This is a genomic window from Pantoea sp. UBA5923 (assembly GCF_002431095.1).
GTDB classification, from domain to species: Bacteria; Pseudomonadota; Gammaproteobacteria; order Enterobacterales; family Enterobacteriaceae; genus Pantoea; species Pantoea piersonii.
The window spans coordinates 1-14,161 of the sequence record NZ_DJDN01000035.1 but is presented as its reverse complement, the minus strand read 5'-3'; the positions used below and the strand labels follow the sequence as shown (position 1 = coordinate 14,161).

General features: G+C 57.4%; 16 protein-coding genes and 1 pseudogene. 15 read left to right on the top strand and 2 right to left on the bottom strand.

Going from position 1 to position 14,161, the window contains the following annotated elements:
* The 3 genes and pseudogenes from tauB to tauD all read left to right on the top strand — a co-directional run.
* A pseudogene (tauB, locus tag B3797_RS09065) lies at positions 1 to 355 on the top strand (taurine ABC transporter ATP-binding subunit); the annotation flags it as partial.
* Positions 352 to 1,176, top strand: coding sequence for a taurine ABC transporter permease TauC (tauC, locus tag B3797_RS09060; RefSeq protein WP_311790914.1), 825 nt, complete (start codon positions 352 to 354; stop codon positions 1,174 to 1,176). The pseudogene tauB and the gene tauC, both read left to right, overlap by 4 nt.
* The gene (gene tauD / locus B3797_RS09055; protein ID WP_311790913.1) at positions 1,173 to 2,012 is read left to right on the top strand and encodes a taurine dioxygenase; all 840 of its coding nucleotides are present in this window, start codon (positions 1,173 to 1,175) and stop codon (positions 2,010 to 2,012) included. Before tauC ends, tauD begins: the two co-directional genes overlap by 4 nt.
* Before the next feature lie 97 nt (positions 2,013 to 2,109).
* Here the strand turns inward: tauD and B3797_RS09050 are convergent, their stop codons facing one another.
* Positions 2,110 to 4,014 (bottom strand): ABC transporter ATP-binding protein, encoded by a 1,905-nt coding sequence (locus B3797_RS09050; protein WP_311790912.1) that lies wholly within the window; start codon positions 4,012 to 4,014, stop codon positions 2,110 to 2,112.
* 113 nt (positions 4,015 to 4,127) lie between these two features.
* On the opposite strand from B3797_RS09050, the gene kefG reads away from it, so the two are divergent.
* The 4 genes from kefG to slyD all read left to right on the top strand — a co-directional run bounded on the left by kefG (position 4,128) and on the right by slyD (position 7,451).
* On the top strand, positions 4,128 to 4,679 hold the full coding sequence (kefG, locus tag B3797_RS09045) for a glutathione-regulated potassium-efflux system ancillary protein KefG (RefSeq protein WP_311784118.1): 552 nt from the start codon (positions 4,128 to 4,130) through the stop codon (positions 4,677 to 4,679).
* Positions 4,679 to 6,484: a glutathione-regulated potassium-efflux system protein KefB gene (gene kefB, locus B3797_RS09040; RefSeq protein ID WP_311784119.1), complete on the top strand. Its 1,806-nt coding sequence runs from the start codon at positions 4,679 to 4,681 to the stop codon at positions 6,482 to 6,484. The genes kefG and kefB overlap by 1 nt, the downstream gene beginning before the upstream one ends.
* 21 nt (positions 6,485 to 6,505) lie before the next feature.
* Positions 6,506 to 6,700, top strand: coding sequence for a YheV family putative zinc ribbon protein (locus tag B3797_RS09035; protein WP_311784120.1), 195 nt, complete (start codon positions 6,506 to 6,508; stop codon positions 6,698 to 6,700).
* A 193-nt stretch (positions 6,701 to 6,893) separates the two neighbouring features.
* The gene (gene slyD, locus B3797_RS09030) at positions 6,894 to 7,451 is read left to right on the top strand and encodes a peptidylprolyl isomerase (protein ID WP_311784121.1); all 558 of its coding nucleotides are present in this window, start codon (positions 6,894 to 6,896) and stop codon (positions 7,449 to 7,451) included.
* Positions 7,452 to 7,533: 82 nt separating this feature from the next.
* On the opposite strand, the gene B3797_RS09025 is transcribed toward slyD, so the two are convergent.
* Positions 7,534 to 7,752 (bottom strand): SlyX family protein, encoded by a 219-nt coding sequence (locus B3797_RS09025; protein ID WP_120457351.1) that lies wholly within the window; start codon positions 7,750 to 7,752, stop codon positions 7,534 to 7,536.
* Between the two features lie 280 nt (positions 7,753 to 8,032).
* Here B3797_RS09025 and fkpA point away from each other — a divergent pair, with 280 nt between their 5' ends.
* The 8 genes from fkpA (at position 8,033) to fusA (ending at position 14,064) form a co-directional block, all read left to right on the top strand.
* On the top strand, positions 8,033 to 8,860 hold the full coding sequence (gene fkpA, locus B3797_RS09020; RefSeq protein ID WP_120457352.1) for an FKBP-type peptidyl-prolyl cis-trans isomerase: 828 nt from the start codon (positions 8,033 to 8,035) through the stop codon (positions 8,858 to 8,860).
* Positions 8,861 to 9,025: 165 nt separating this feature from the next.
* Positions 9,026 to 9,748, top strand: a complete 723-nt coding sequence (locus B3797_RS09015) for a helix-turn-helix transcriptional regulator (RefSeq protein ID WP_120457354.1) — start codon at positions 9,026 to 9,028, stop codon at positions 9,746 to 9,748.
* Entirely contained in the window at positions 9,748 to 10,134 is a 387-nt protein-coding gene (tusD, locus tag B3797_RS09010; RefSeq protein ID WP_126689783.1) for a sulfurtransferase complex subunit TusD, read from the top strand. The genes B3797_RS09015 and tusD overlap by 1 nt, the downstream gene beginning before the upstream one ends.
* Complete coding sequence (tusC, locus tag B3797_RS09005; protein ID WP_311784122.1) at positions 10,134 to 10,493, top strand: sulfurtransferase complex subunit TusC; 360 nt, start codon at positions 10,134 to 10,136, stop codon at positions 10,491 to 10,493. Before tusD ends, tusC begins: the two co-directional genes overlap by 1 nt.
* Before the next feature lie 9 nt (positions 10,494 to 10,502).
* The gene (gene tusB / locus B3797_RS09000) at positions 10,503 to 10,790 is read left to right on the top strand and encodes a sulfurtransferase complex subunit TusB (RefSeq protein ID WP_311784123.1); all 288 of its coding nucleotides are present in this window, start codon (positions 10,503 to 10,505) and stop codon (positions 10,788 to 10,790) included.
* 124 nt (positions 10,791 to 10,914) lie between these two features.
* The gene (gene rpsL, locus B3797_RS08995) at positions 10,915 to 11,289 is read left to right on the top strand and encodes a 30S ribosomal protein S12 (RefSeq protein ID WP_003852912.1); all 375 of its coding nucleotides are present in this window, start codon (positions 10,915 to 10,917) and stop codon (positions 11,287 to 11,289) included.
* 96 nt (positions 11,290 to 11,385) lie between these two features.
* Positions 11,386 to 11,856, top strand: coding sequence for a 30S ribosomal protein S7 (gene rpsG / locus B3797_RS08990; RefSeq protein ID WP_013510774.1), 471 nt, complete (start codon positions 11,386 to 11,388; stop codon positions 11,854 to 11,856).
* Between the two features lie 93 nt (positions 11,857 to 11,949).
* Positions 11,950 to 14,064 (top strand): elongation factor G, encoded by a 2,115-nt coding sequence (fusA, locus tag B3797_RS08985; protein WP_311784124.1) that lies wholly within the window; start codon positions 11,950 to 11,952, stop codon positions 14,062 to 14,064.
* Positions 14,065 to 14,161: the final 97 nt, after the last annotated feature.

Genomic DNA, 14,161 nt, shown 5'->3' with positions numbered 1-14,161 from the left:
CATCGCACGCGCGCTGGCGGCGGATCCGCAGCTGCTGCTGCTTGACGAGCCCTTTGGCGCGCTGGATGCCTTTACCCGCGAGCAGATGCAGACCCTGCTGCTGACGCTGTGGCGCGACAGCGGCAAACAAATTTTCCTGATTACCCACGATATAGAAGAAGCGGTATTCCTCGCCAGCGAGCTGGTGCTGCTTTCACCGGGGCCGGGCCGCATTGTGGAGCGCCTGAAGCTTAACTTCGGCCAGCGCTTCGCCGCTGGCGAGCCCTGCCGCGCCATCAAATCCGATCCCGCTTTTATTGAACAGCGCGAATATGTGCTGAATCGGGTATTCGAACAGCGGGAGGCGTTTGTATGAGCGCGGTCATCAGCGATAAAACCACCGCGGCGCGTCGTCTGCGCTGGCCTTTTTCCCGCCCGTTCAGCCTCAGCCTGCTGAGCCTGGCGCTGCTGCTGCTGATCTGGTGGAGCGTTACGGCGCTGGGCCTGATTAGCCCGCTGTTTTTGCCTGCGCCGCAGCAGGTGCTGAGCAAGCTGCTGCTGATCGCCAGTCCTCAGGGGTTTATGGACGCCACGCTGTGGCAGCATCTCGCCGCCAGCCTGACGCGCATGCTGGTTGCGCTGTTCGCCGCGGCAGCGATCGGTATTCCGGTCGGCATCGCCATGGGCCTGAGTCCGGCGGTGCGCGGCCTGCTCGATCCGCTGATTGAGCTTTACCGTCCTGTGCCGCCGCTCGCCTATTTGCCGCTGATGGTGATTTGGTTCGGCATCGGCGAGACCTCGAAAATCCTCCTGATCTATCTGGCCATCTTCGCGCCGGTGACGCTTTCGACCCTGGCGGGCGTGCGTAATACGCAGCAGGTACGCATCCGCGCTGCGCAGTCGCTGGGTGCCAGCCGCTGGCAATTGCTGCGCTGGGTGATCCTGCCTGGCGCGCTGCCGGAGATCCTGACGGGGCTGCGTATCGGCTTAGGTGTCGGCTGGTCGACGCTGGTGGCGGCAGAGCTGATCGCCGCGACGCGCGGGCTGGGATTTATGGTGCAGTCCGCCGGAGAATTTCTGGCAACCGACGTGGTGCTGGCGGGTATCGCGGTTATCGCGCTGATTGCTTTTACCTTAGAACTTGGGCTGCGCGCCCTGCAGCGTCGCCTGACGCCCTGGAACGGAGAACAACAATGAATGAAAAGCTGAATATCACGGCGCTCGGCCCTTATATTGGCGCGCAGGTGTCGAATCTCGATTTAACCCGACCGCTCAGCGACACCCAGTTTGAGCAGCTCTATCACGCGCTGCTGCGCCATCAGGTGCTGTTTCTGCGCGATCAGCTGATTACGCCGCACCAGCAGCGCGCGCTGGCGGCGCGCTTCGGCGACCTGCATATTCATCCGGTTTACCCGCACGCTGAAGGCGTAGAGGAGATTATCGTGCTGGATACCCACCAGGATAATCCGCCGGACAACGATAACTGGCACACCGACGTTACCTTTATCAACACGCCGCCGGCGGTCGCGATTCTGGCGTCGAAGCTTTTGCCTGAGTCGGGCGGCGATACCTTGTGGGCAAGCGGCATCGCCGCCTTTGAAGCCCTCTCGGCGCCGCTCAAAACCCTGCTGGAAGGGCTGCACGCCGAGCACGATTTCAAAAAATCGTTCCAGGAGTATAAATATCGCCGTACCGCAGAGGAGCACCAGCGCTGGCAGGAGGCGGTAGCGAAGCATCCGCCGGTGCAGCACCCGGTGATCCGCACTCATCCGGTAAGCGGACGCAAGGCGCTGTTCGTTAACGAAGGATTCACTACGCGGATTGTGGAGCTGAGCGAAAAAGAGAGCGACGCCGTACTTGCGCTCTTATACGCCCATGCCACTAAGCCGGAGTTCCAGGTGCGCTGGCGCTGGCAGCCGAATGACGTAGCGATCTGGGATAATCGCGTGACGCAGCACTATGCGAATGCGGATTACTATCCGGCAAGGCGGGTGATGCATCGGGCGACGGTGCTGGGGGATCGGCCTTTTTAAATGTCCGTACCGGGCTGCGGTGTAAATATATTAAAACGTCCGTACCGGGCTGCGACTGCGTTGCCGCGCCGGTACGACCGTTTTAAGGCTGGTGCTACTAGCTTGCCAGCATCGCCTCAAGCTGTTCCTGGGCATCCAGCCACGCCATCTCGACCTCCTCCAGTGCCGCTTTGCTCTCCCCCTGGCGCTGCAGCGCGGCGGTCAGATCCGCTTTACGGCTGGGATCGTAGATATCGCCATCGGCAAGCTGCGTTTCCGCTTCGGTGAGCTGGCTCTGCCATTTCGCCATCTGCTTCTCCAGCTTCTCGATCTCTTTGCGCAGCGGCTGCGTCTGGGCGCGCAGCTCGGCGTCGCGTCGCTTCTGATCTTTACGCGCCTGCGCGCTGTTGCCGTTGTCCTGCTTCGGCGCGGCGTCCGCCTGCGCCTGCTGCTTCTGCAGGTCGCTCAGCCACTGCTGGTAATCTTCAAGATCGCCGGGAAAGACATCAACCTTGCCGTCATGCACCAGATAGAGATCGTCGGTGGTGGCGCGCAGCAGATGACGGTCGTGCGAAACCACCACCAGTGCGCCCTCAAAATCGATCAGCGCTTCGGTCAGCGCCTGCCGCATATCGAGATCGAGGTGGTTGGTTGGTTCGTCGAGCAGCAGCAGGTTAGGGCGCTGCCAGACGATCAGCGCCAGCACCAGCCGCGCCTTTTCGCCGCCGGAGAAGCGCGCCGTGACTTCGCTGACCTTATCACCCTGAAAGCCGAAGCCGCCAAGGTAGTCGCGCAGCTGCTGTTCCAGCACCTTCGGCGCAATGCGCGCCAGATGCTGCAGCGGCGACTCGTCGCTACGCAGATACTCCAGCTGATGCTGCGCGAAATAGCCGAGCTTGATGCCCTTCGCCAGTCCGACTTCGCCCTCAAGCGGGGTCAGCTCGCCCGCCAGCAGCTTAATCAGGGTCGATTTGCCTGCGCCGTTGCGGCCCAGCAGACCAATGCGCGAGCCGGGCACCAGATTGAGCTTGATGGCGTCGAGAATGATGCGCTCGCCATAGCCAGCGGTGACTTTTTCCATCTTCAGCAGCGGATTCGGCAGGCTTTCCGGCGCGCGGAAGCTGAAGCTGAACGGGTTATCGACGTGAGCCGGCGCGATCATCTCCATGCGTTCCAGCATCTTGATACGGCTCTGCGCCTGTTTCGCTTTAGAGGCTTTGGCGCGGAAGCGGTCAATATAGCTTTGCAGGTGCGCCACTTTCTCCTGCTGGCTTTCGAACAGTGCCTGCTGCTGCGCAAGCTTAGCGACGCGCTGCCGTTCGAAGGAGCTGTAGTTGCCGGTGTATTCGTAGAGGGTTTCCTGCTCGATATGAATGATCTTATCCACGACCGGATCGAGGAAGTCGCGATCGTGCGAGATCAGGATCAGGGTGCCTTCATAGCTTTTCAGCCAGCGCTCCAGCCAGATTACCGCGTCGAGATCCAGGTGGTTAGTCGGTTCGTCGAGCAGCAGGAGATCGGAACGGCATACCAGCGCCTGCGCGAGGTTAAGGCGCATGCGCCAGCCGCCGGAAAAGTCGCTTACCGGCCGGTTAAGCTGCTCCTGGCTAAAGCCGAGGCCGTGTAGCAGGCTGGAGGCGCGAGCGTGAATGCTCCAGGCCTGGATCGCGTCCAGCTTGCCATGCAGTAGCGCGATGGCGTTGCCGTCGTTGCGCTGGTTGGCGTCCGCCAGCTCCGCCTCAAGCTGACGATATTCACGATCGCCGTCGATAACGTATTCCAGCGCCGCTTTGCTCAGCGCCGGGGTCTCCTGGTTAACCCAGGCCAGCGCCCAGTTGCCGGGAAAGGTCACGCTGCCCGCGTCGCTGCTGATCTCGCCTTTTAACAGCGACAGCAGGGTCGATTTGCCGCAGCCGTTTTTACCCACCAGACCAACTTTCTGGCCGGGGTTGATGGTGGCGGAAGCGTTATCGAGCAGCACGCGGACGCCGCGGCGGATTTGCAGAGAAGAAAAGACAATCATAAGCGCCGTATCGTCAGAATATGTTAATTTACCCACCACATAATTAGAGGGTGTCGCGTCGTGCATGGTAGCGGAAAACCGCCGCTATGACGACGCTTTGGAAGAGGATAACTATGTCGCAGCCAGCAAAAGTTTTGCTGCTTTATGCCCACCCGGAAACGCAGGAGTCGATAGCGAATCGGGTTCTGCTGCAGTCGGCGCAGAAACAGGCGAACGTTACCGTACACGATCTGTACGCGCACTATCCTGATTTCTTTATTGATATTCACTATGAACAGCAGCTGCTGCGCGAGCATCAGGTTATCGTTTTTCAGCACCCGCTCTATACCTATAGCTGTCCTGCGCTGCTGAAGGAGTGGCTGGACCGCGTGCTGTCGCGCGGCTTCGCCAGCGGCGTCGGCGGCAACGCGCTGGAAGGCAAATACTGGCGCAGCGTGATCACCACCGGCGAGCCGGAGACGGCCTATCATCAGAACGGCCTTAACCGCTATCCGATGTCGGACATTATGCGTCCGTTCGAACTGACCGCGCAGATGTGCCGCATGCACTGGATGACGCCGATGATCCTTTACTGGGCGCGTCGACAGCCGAAAGAGGTGATGAGCCACTTTGCTCGCGCCTATGGCGAATGGCTTGCCGCGCCGCTGCCCAACGGAGGTCTCTGATGGAAGGACAAACGCTGCTGACCGCAGGCGTTATCTATCTGGTGGCGGCGGTGCTGATTGTACCCATCGCTGCACGCCTTGGCATTGGCGCTGTGCTGGGCTACCTGGTAGCCGGGATCGCCATCGGCCCCTGGGGGCTGGGTTTTATCAGCGACGTCGATGAGATCCTGCACTTCTCGGAGCTGGGCGTAGTTTTCCTGATGTTTATCATCGGGCTGGAACTGAACCCGTCGAAACTCTGGGCGCTGCGGCGTTCGATTTTCGGCGTCGGCGCGGCGCAGGTGCTTATCTCCGCCGGCATCCTCGGCGCGCTGCTGTGGCTGAGCAACTTTAGCTGGCAGGCGGCGGTGATTGGCGGCATCGGCCTCGCCATGTCCTCAACCGCGATGGCGCTGCAGTTGATGCGCGACAAAGGCATGAACCGCAGCGAGGCGGGGCAGCTCGGCTTCTCGGTGCTGCTGTTCCAGGACCTGGCGGTAATCCCGGCGCTGGCGCTGGTGCCGCTGCTGGCGGGCAGCGATAGCGGCAGTATCGACTGGATGAAGGTCGGCATGAAAGTGCTGGCGTTTGCCGGCATGCTGGTGGGCGGACGCTACCTGCTGCGGCCGATTTTCCGCTTTATCGCCGCTTCCGGCGTTCGTGAGGTCTTTACCGCCGCCGCTCTGCTGCTGGTGCTGGGCTCGGCGCTGTTTATGGATGCGCTCGGACTGTCGATGGCGCTGGGCACTTTTATTGCCGGTATCCTGCTGGCGGAGAGCGAGTACCGCCACGAACTGGAAGTCGCCATTGACCCGTTTAAAGGTTTGCTGCTCGGGCTGTTCTTTATCTCTGTCGGCATGGCGCTTAACCTTGGCGTACTCTATACCCATATTCTGGAGATCCTGCTCGGCGTGCTGATTCTGGTCACGGTGAAGACGCTGGTGCTCTATGTGCTGGCGCGCGTCTACGGCCTGCGTAGCTCCGAGCGTCAGCAGTTCGCCGGCGTGCTGAGCCAGGGCGGCGAATTCGCCTTTGTGCTCTTTTCCGCTGCTTCATCGGCGCATCTTTTCGCCGGCGATCAGCTGCCGCTGCTGCTGGTGACGGTCACGCTGTCGATGATGACCACGCCGCTGCTGATGCAGGGGATCGATAAACTGCTGGCGCGGCGCTTTAATGAAGTCGATGAAGATGGCGAAAAACCTTTTGTCGAAGATGACCAGCCGCAGGTAATCGTGGTGGGCTTCGGCCGAATGGGGCAGGTGGTCGGTCGTCTGCTGATGGCTAATAATAAAAGGATCACAGTGCTGGAGCGCGACATCAGCGCGGTAAGCCTGATGCGCAAGTATGGCTATAAGGTTTACTATGGCGATGCGACCGAGCTTGAACTGCTGCGCGCTGCCGGTGCGGCCAGCGCGCAGTCGATCGTGATTACCTGTAACGAGCCAGAAGATACCATGGCGATCGTACACCTTTGTCAGCAGCACTTTCCGCAGCTGGAGATCGTGGCGCGAGCGCGCGGACGCGTAGAGGCGCACGAGCTGCTGCTGGCGGGCGTGACGCAGTTCTCACGCGAAACCTTCTCCAGCGCGCTGGAGCTGGGACGTAAGGCGCTGATTTCGGTTGGTATGCATCCGCACCAGGCGCAGCGTGCGCAGCTGCACTTCCGTCGTCTGGATATGCGTATGCTGCGCGAGCTTATGCCGAACCACGCCGACAACGCGCAGATTTCCCGCGTGCGCGAGGCGCGGCGCGAGCTGGAGGATATTTTCCAGCGCGAGATGCAGCATGAGAAACGGCAGTTTGACGACTGGGACGAAGATCAGTAACAGCAACACAGGTTAACCAACATGCGTAAACGATTTATTGCCGGTGCGGTTTGTCCGCACTGTCAGGAAAAAGACTCGCTGGCGATGTGGCGTGAAAACAACGTCGACGTAGTGGAATGCGTAAAATGCGGACACCAGATGCGCGAGGCGGATAAGCAGATCCGCGATCAGGTTCGCAGCCAGGAGCAAGTGATCGGTATTTTCCATCCAGAGTAGCGAAATGGCGCAGCTTTTTTTACGCTTAAACTTACAGTGGGATTGAATTCCGATACAATCGGCGCCACTAACGCTGAGGTTAATCGCGTAGCGCAAGGCGCGGCCTCAGCCCCGAACCTTTCTGGTTGGTGTTATTGCACGTAAGAATAGACCAATGAGACGGGATCTCAGTTCTCAACGGTTAGGAGATATCATGAAAGTAGCAAAAGACCTGGTGGTGAGCCTGGCCTATCAGGTACGTACAGAAGATGGTGTGTTGGTTGACGAGTCGCCGGTAAGTGCGCCGTTAGACTATCTGCACGGTCATGGTTCCCTGATTTCTGGTCTGGAAAAAGCGCTGGAAAATCATGCGGTCGGCGACAAGTTTGACGTGCATATTCCGGCTAACGATGCATACGGCCAGTACGACGACAACCTGGTGCAGCGCGTACCTAAAGACGTGTTTATGGGCGTTGACGAACTGCAGGTTGGCATGCGCTTCCTGGCGGAAACTGACCAGGGTCCGGTTCCGGTCGAAATCACCGAAGTGGAAGACGAGCACGTTGTGGTTGACGGCAACCATATGCTGGCAGGCCAGAACCTGAACTTCAACGTGGAAGTTGTCGCGATCCGCGAAGCGACCCCGGAAGAGCTGGCACACGGTCACGTCCACGGCGAACACGGTCACGATCATGACCACGATCACGACCATGGTCATGACCACGGCAACGGCGGCTGCGGCAGCCACGGCGGTTGCGGCTGCAACCACTAAGCTATCCAGCTTTCAAAGGCCACCTTCGCAGGTGGCTTTTTTTTGCCTTGCGTTCGAAGAGTGCGCAGCCATTCGGAACCTGTCAGTAATGCGGCGGCGGCGTCTCTTCCGACTGCGACGCAATCATCGACGGCGCGGCCGCTTTCAGCTTATCCAGCAGCAGGCGCTGCTGCTCGCGCATCTTCGCCATCTCCAGCTCGTGCTGCACCACCGTTTGATTAAGCTGCTCGATAGTCAGCTCCTGAAAGGCCAGCTTGCTTTCCAGCGCTTCAAGCCGTTGTTCCCACTCTGATTGTTGCATGACCTCTCCTTATAGTGTGACGCGGCGAATCTCGCATCAGCCGCTGATTTTACGGTTTCCCCGGTAAGAATCACCCCATTTCTTTGCCGCTTCGCCTGACAGGGGTTGAATAACGTCTGCCGCAGCATCATCTCTGATGAAACTTCCTGATGCAAAAAAGGTCGGAGGAGAGCCGGGTAATTACGCTGCGGGAGTGTTCGCCGCTGCCGCGTACAGTTATAGTGTGGAGCTTTAGTCCGCAATAATTCCCGAGGTGAGACGCTTCGGTTTTGGAGAAAGGATGAAATCACTGTTTAAAGTCACAATGTTAGCCACCACCATGGCCATCGCGCTGAACGCGCCGCTGGCGATGGCAGCCGAAGCGACTGCAGCACCGGCTGCGAGCGATGCGGCACCCCAGGCACCGAAAAATGCGGCCTTCAAAAACGAAGATCAGCAATCGGCATACGCTCTGGGCGCCTCGCTGGGTCGCTACATGGACAACTCCCTGAAGGAACAGGAGAAACTGGGCATCAAGCTGGACAAAGACCAGCTGATTGCGGGCGTTCAGGATGCATTCGGCGGTAAGAGCAAGCTCTCTGACCAGGAGATCGAGCAGACCCTGCAGGCCTTTGAAAGCCGCGTGAAAGGCGCAGCACAGGCGAAGATGGAAAAAGACGCGAAAGAGAACGCCGATAAAGGCACCGCTTTCGCCAGCAAGTTCGCCAAAGAGAGCGGCGTGAAGAAAACCGAATCTGGCCTGCTGTATAAAGTAGAGAAAGAAGGCACCGGCGATGCGCCGAAAGACAGCGATACCGTTGTAGTAAACTACAAAGGCACGCTGATCGACGGCACCGAATTCGACAACTCTTATACGCGCGGCGAACCGCTCTCTTTCCGTCTCGACGGCGTTATTCCGGGCTGGACTGAAGGTCTGAAGCACGTGAAGAAAGGCGGTAAAATCAAGCTGGTGATCCCGCCGCAGCTCGCCTACGGTAAAAACGGCGTGCCGGGCATTCCGGCCAACTCTACGCTGGTGTTCGATGTTGAACTGCTCGACATCAAACCGGCGCCTAAAGCAGATGAGAAAGCGCAGGCGCCTGCCGCCGACGCGAAGAAATCTCAATAATCTGTCTGCCGCCGCCTTCGGGCGGCGGTTTCATTTCCCGCCTGTGACAAAGCTCTGGCATAAGCGTGCGACATTTGCCAGACTATCCCCTGCATAACTTTCCCAATAAAAAGAGTCTGCCCGCTGCGCTGAGACAGGCTCCAGCCATTTAGGGTAATGTCTTCGATGTCAAATCCATTCAATCCCGGCGAACTGAGCGACTTCGATTTACTGGAGCAGCGTCCGTTCGAGCAAGCGGACTACGATATCCTCAAATCTTATGAGGCAGTCGTCGACGGCCTGGCGATGCTGATTGGTTCGCACTGCGAAATCGTGCTGCACTCGCTGGAAGATCTGAAATGTTCGGCGGTGCGTATCGCTAACGGCGAACATACCGGTCGTAAAGTGGGCTCGCCGATTACCGATCTGGCGCTGCGCATGCTGCACGATATGCACGGCGCAGATAGCAACGTTTCCCGCGCCTACTTCACCCGCGCCAAAAGCGGCGTGCTGATGAAGTCGGTCACCATCGCAATACGTAACCGGCAGCAGCGCGTGATTGGGCTGTTGTGCATCAATATGAACCTCGATGTGCCTTTCTCGCAGATAATGTCGACCTTTATGCCGCCAGAAATGCATCAGGTAGATTCGAACGTTAACTTCGCCAGCTCGGTAGAAGATCTGGTGACGCAGACGCTGGAGTTCACCATTGAAGAGGTGAGCGCCGATCGCAACGTCTCCAACAACGCCAAGAACCGCCAGATCGTGCTGAATCTTTATGAGAAAGGCATCTTCGATATTAAAGACGCGATCAATCAGGTTGCGGATCGCCTCAATATCTCCAAGCACACCGTTTACCTCTATATCCGCCAGTTTAAGAGCGGGGACTTTCAGGGGCAGGAGCGCTGATGCGTTATACCCTGCTGGTGACCGGCCCGGCTTACGGCACGCAGCAGGCGAGCAGCGCCTTGCTGTTCGCCCGCGCGCTGCTGGCCGCCGGTCATCAGCTGCAGAGCGTTTTCTTTTACCGCGAGGGCGTGCTGAACGCCAATGAGCTGACCGCGCCGGCCAGCGACGAGGCGGATATCGTGCGCGCCTGGCTTGCGCTGCATGAAGAGCAGGGCGTGGCGTTGAATATTTGCGTAGCCGCCGCGCTGCGCCGCGGCGTTACCGATGCGCAGGAGGCGGAGCGGCTGCAGCTGGCAGGCAGCAACTTACAGCCGGGGTTTGAACTCAGCGGTCTGGGCGCGCTGGCGGAAGCCGCGCTTGGCTGCGATCGACTGGTGCAGTTTTAATGAATCGCGTCGCCTTTGTTTTTACCCGCGCGCCACACGGCAGCAGCGCTGGCCGCGAAGGGCTCGATGCCGCGCTGGCGACCGGCGCGCTGAGCGAGTCGATAGGCCTGTTCTTTATTGGCGACGGGGTACTGCAGCTGACGCCCGGCCAGCAGCCGGAAATTATTCTGGCCCGCAATCACGCCGCCACGTTTGGCGTGCTGGCGCTGTATGATATTGAACATTGCTATATCAGCCGCGAGGCGTTGCGCGAACGCGGCCTGGCGGAAGAGGGCGCGCGCGTGCTGGACGTCGGCATTCTGGATGCCGCAGCGCTGCGGCAACAGTTAGCGACCTACGATCGCATCATCACCTTTTAAGAGCGCGCTATGTTGCACACCCTGATGCATTCACCTTATTACAGCGACCTCAATACGCTACTGCTGTTGCTGACGGCGGAAGACGATTTGCTGTTGTTGCAGGACGGCGTGCTGGGCGCGCTGGAAGGCAGCAGCGCGTTGAGCCAGCTTCTCGCCTCGCCTGCGGCCTTATGGGTCCTGACGGAAGATGTGACCGCGCGCGGGCTTGGTGGTCAAATTTCAGCCAAAGTAAGGCCGGTGGACTATACTGGTTTCGTCGCGCTCACTGAAAAACATCAGCAGCAGATGACCTGGTAATGTCGTAAAGCCTGGTTATTTCTTGACACCCTATTGGCTCAGCCCTAAAATTCTGCGTCCTCGTAGTAATACGAGGCGATTTATTACGTGTTTACGAAGCAAAAGCTAATCCAGGAGCTATTTAATGGCAACAGTTAACCAGCTGGTTCGCAAACCACGCGTACGCAAAGTTGCAAAGAGCAACGTGCCTGCGCTGGAAGCTTGCCCGCAAAAACGTGGTGTTTGTACTCGTGTGTACACCACCACTCCGAAAAAACCGAACTCAGCACTGCGTAAAGTTTGCCGTGTTCGTCTGACTAACGGTTTTGAAGTTACCTCCTATATCGGCGGTGAAGGTCATAACCTGCAGGAACACTCCGTGATCCTGATCCGTGGCGGTCGTGTTAAAGACCTGCCAGGTGTGCGTTACCACACCGTTCGTGGCGCGCTGGACTGCTCAGGTGTTAAAGACCGTAAGCAGGCTCGCTCCAAGTATGGCGTGAAGAAGCCAAAGGCTTAATGGTTCTCCGTTAAGTAAGGCCAAACGTTTTAACTTAAATGTCAAACTAAACTCGTAGAGTTTTGGACAATCCTGAATTAACAACGGAGTATTTCCATGCCACGTCGTCGCGTCATTGGTCAGCGTAAAATTCTGCCGGATCCTAAGTTCGGATCAGAGCTGCTGGCCAAATTTGTAAATATCCTGATGGTAGATGGTAAAAAATCTACTGCTGAATCAATCGTTTATACTGCGCTTGAGACCCTGGCTCAGCGTTCTGGTAAAAACGAGCTGGAAGCCTTTGAAGTAGCCCTCGAAAACGTGCGCCCGACTGTCGAAGTTAAGTCACGTCGCGTTGGTGGTTCTACTTATCAGGTTCCAGTAGAAGTCCGTCCGGTTCGTCGTAATGCTCTGGCAATGCGCTGGATCGTAGAAGCTGCTCGTAAACGCGGTGATAAATCTATGGCTCTCCGCCTGGCGAACGAACTTTCTGACGCTGCAGAAAACAAAGGTACTGCAGTTAAGAAACGTGAAGACGTTCACCGCATGGCAGAAGCCAACAAGGCGTTCGCTCACTACCGCTGGTAATCGCCACGTAGTTGTTGTTAAACCAGCGGGCGTGCAAAATGCTAACCCGCTGGGTTCGACTAATTTTGAACGCCCGAGAATCAGAGGAATCAAATGGCTCGTACAACACCCATTGCGCGCTACCGTAACATTGGTATCAGCGCACACATCGACGCCGGTAAAACCACAACTACCGAGCGTATCCTGTTCTACACCGGTGTTAACCACAAAATCGGTGAAGTGCATGATGGCGCAGCGACCATGGACTGGATGGCGCAGGAGCAGGAGCGTGGTATCACCATCACGTCTGCAGCGACCACCGCATTCTGGTCCGGTATGGCTAAGCAGTTTGAGCCGCACCGTATCAACATCATCGACACCCCGGGACACGTTGACTTCACCATCGAAGTAGAACGTTCTATGCGTGTGCTCGATGGCGCAGTAATGGTTTACTGTGCTGTAGGTGGCGTGCAGCCGCAGTCTGAGACCGTATGGCGTCAGGCAAACAAATATAAAGTTCCGCGTATCGCGTTCGTTAACAAAATGGACCGTATGGGCGCGAACTTCCTGAAAGTTGTTGGTCAGATCGAATCCCGTCTGGGCGCGACTCCGGTTCCGCTGCAGCTGGCAATCGGCGCTGAAGAGAACTTCACCGGCGTAGTTGATCTGATCAAAATGAAAGCCATCAACTGGAACGATGCTGACCAGGGCGTTACCTTCGTTTACGAAGATATCCCGGCTGAGATGCAGGAACTGGCTGAAGAGTGGCGCGGCAAGCTGATCGAAGCTGCAGCAGAAGCTTCTGAAGAGCTGATGGAGAAATTCTTCAGCGGCGAAGAGCTGAGCGAAGAAGAGATCAAAACTGCTCTGCGTCAGCGCGTACTGCGCAACGAAATCATCCTGGTTACCTGTGGTTCTGCGTTCAAGAACAAAGGTGTTCAGGCGATGCTGGATGCCGTGGTTGAATACCTGCCGGCACCGACTGACGTTCCTGCGATCAACGGTATGCTGGACGACGGTAAAGATACTCCGGCTGAGCGTCACGCTGACGACAGCGAGCCGTTCTCTGCGCTGGCGTTCAAAATCGCCAACGACCCGTTCGTGGGTAACCTGACCTTCTTCCGCGTGTACTCTGGCGTGGTTAACTCAGGTGACACCGTACTGAACTCAGTGAAATCTGCTCGTGAGCGTTTTGGCCGTATCGTACAGATGCACGCCAACAAGCGTGAAGAGATCAGCGAAGTTCGCGCAGGCGACATCGCAGCAGCGATCGGTCTGAAAGACGTGATCACCGGTGATACCCTGTGTGATCCGAACAACCCGATCATCCTGGAACGTATGGAGTTCCCGGAGCCGGTAATCTCTATCGCCGTTGAGCCGAAAACCAAAGCTGACCAGGAAAAAATGGGTCTGGCTCTGGGTCGTCTGGCTAAAGAAGACCCGTCATTCCGCGTATGGACTGACGAAGAGTCTAACCAGACCATCATCGCCGGTATGGGTGAGCTGCACCTCGACATCATCGTTGACCGCATGAAGCGTGAATTCAACGTTGAAGCGAACGTGGGCAAACCGCAGGTAGCTTACCGCGAAGCGATTCGCTCTAAAGTTACCGACATCGAAGGTAAGCACGCTAAGCAGTCTGGTGGTCGCGGTCAGTACGGTCATGTTGTTATCGACATGTACCCGCTGGAGCCGGGTTCAAACCCGAAAGGCTACGAATTTGTCAACGACATCAAAGGTGGTGTGATTCCTGGCGAATACATCCCTGCGGTTGACAAAGGCATCCAGGAACAGCTGAAATCTGGCCCGCTGGCAGGTTATCCAGTTGTTGATCTGGGCGTGCGTCTGCACTTCGGTTCTTACCATGACGTGGACTCCTCAGAGCTGGCGTTTAAACTGGCCGCTTCTATCGCCTTTAAAGATGGCTTTAAGAAAGCGCAGCCGGTACTGCTTGAGCCGATCATGAAGGTTGAAGTAGAGACTCCGGAAGAGAACACCGGTGACGTCATCGGTGACCTGAGCCGTCGTCGTGGTATGCTGAAAGGGCAGGAATCTAACGCTACCGGCGTTCAGATTCACGCTGAAGTTCCGCTGTCTGAAATGTTCGGATACGCGACGCAGTTGCGTTCTCTGACGAAAGGCCGTGCTTCTTACTCCATGGAGTTCCTGAAGTACGATGATGCGCCGAACAACGTCGCTCAGGCCGTTATTGAAGCTCGTAGCAAATAAGGCTACGGTTTAAAAATTGTGAACAGATGCCTTCATCAATGATGAAGGCATAACAGTAAGGATTATCGCCATGGCGAAAGAGCAATTTCAACGTAAC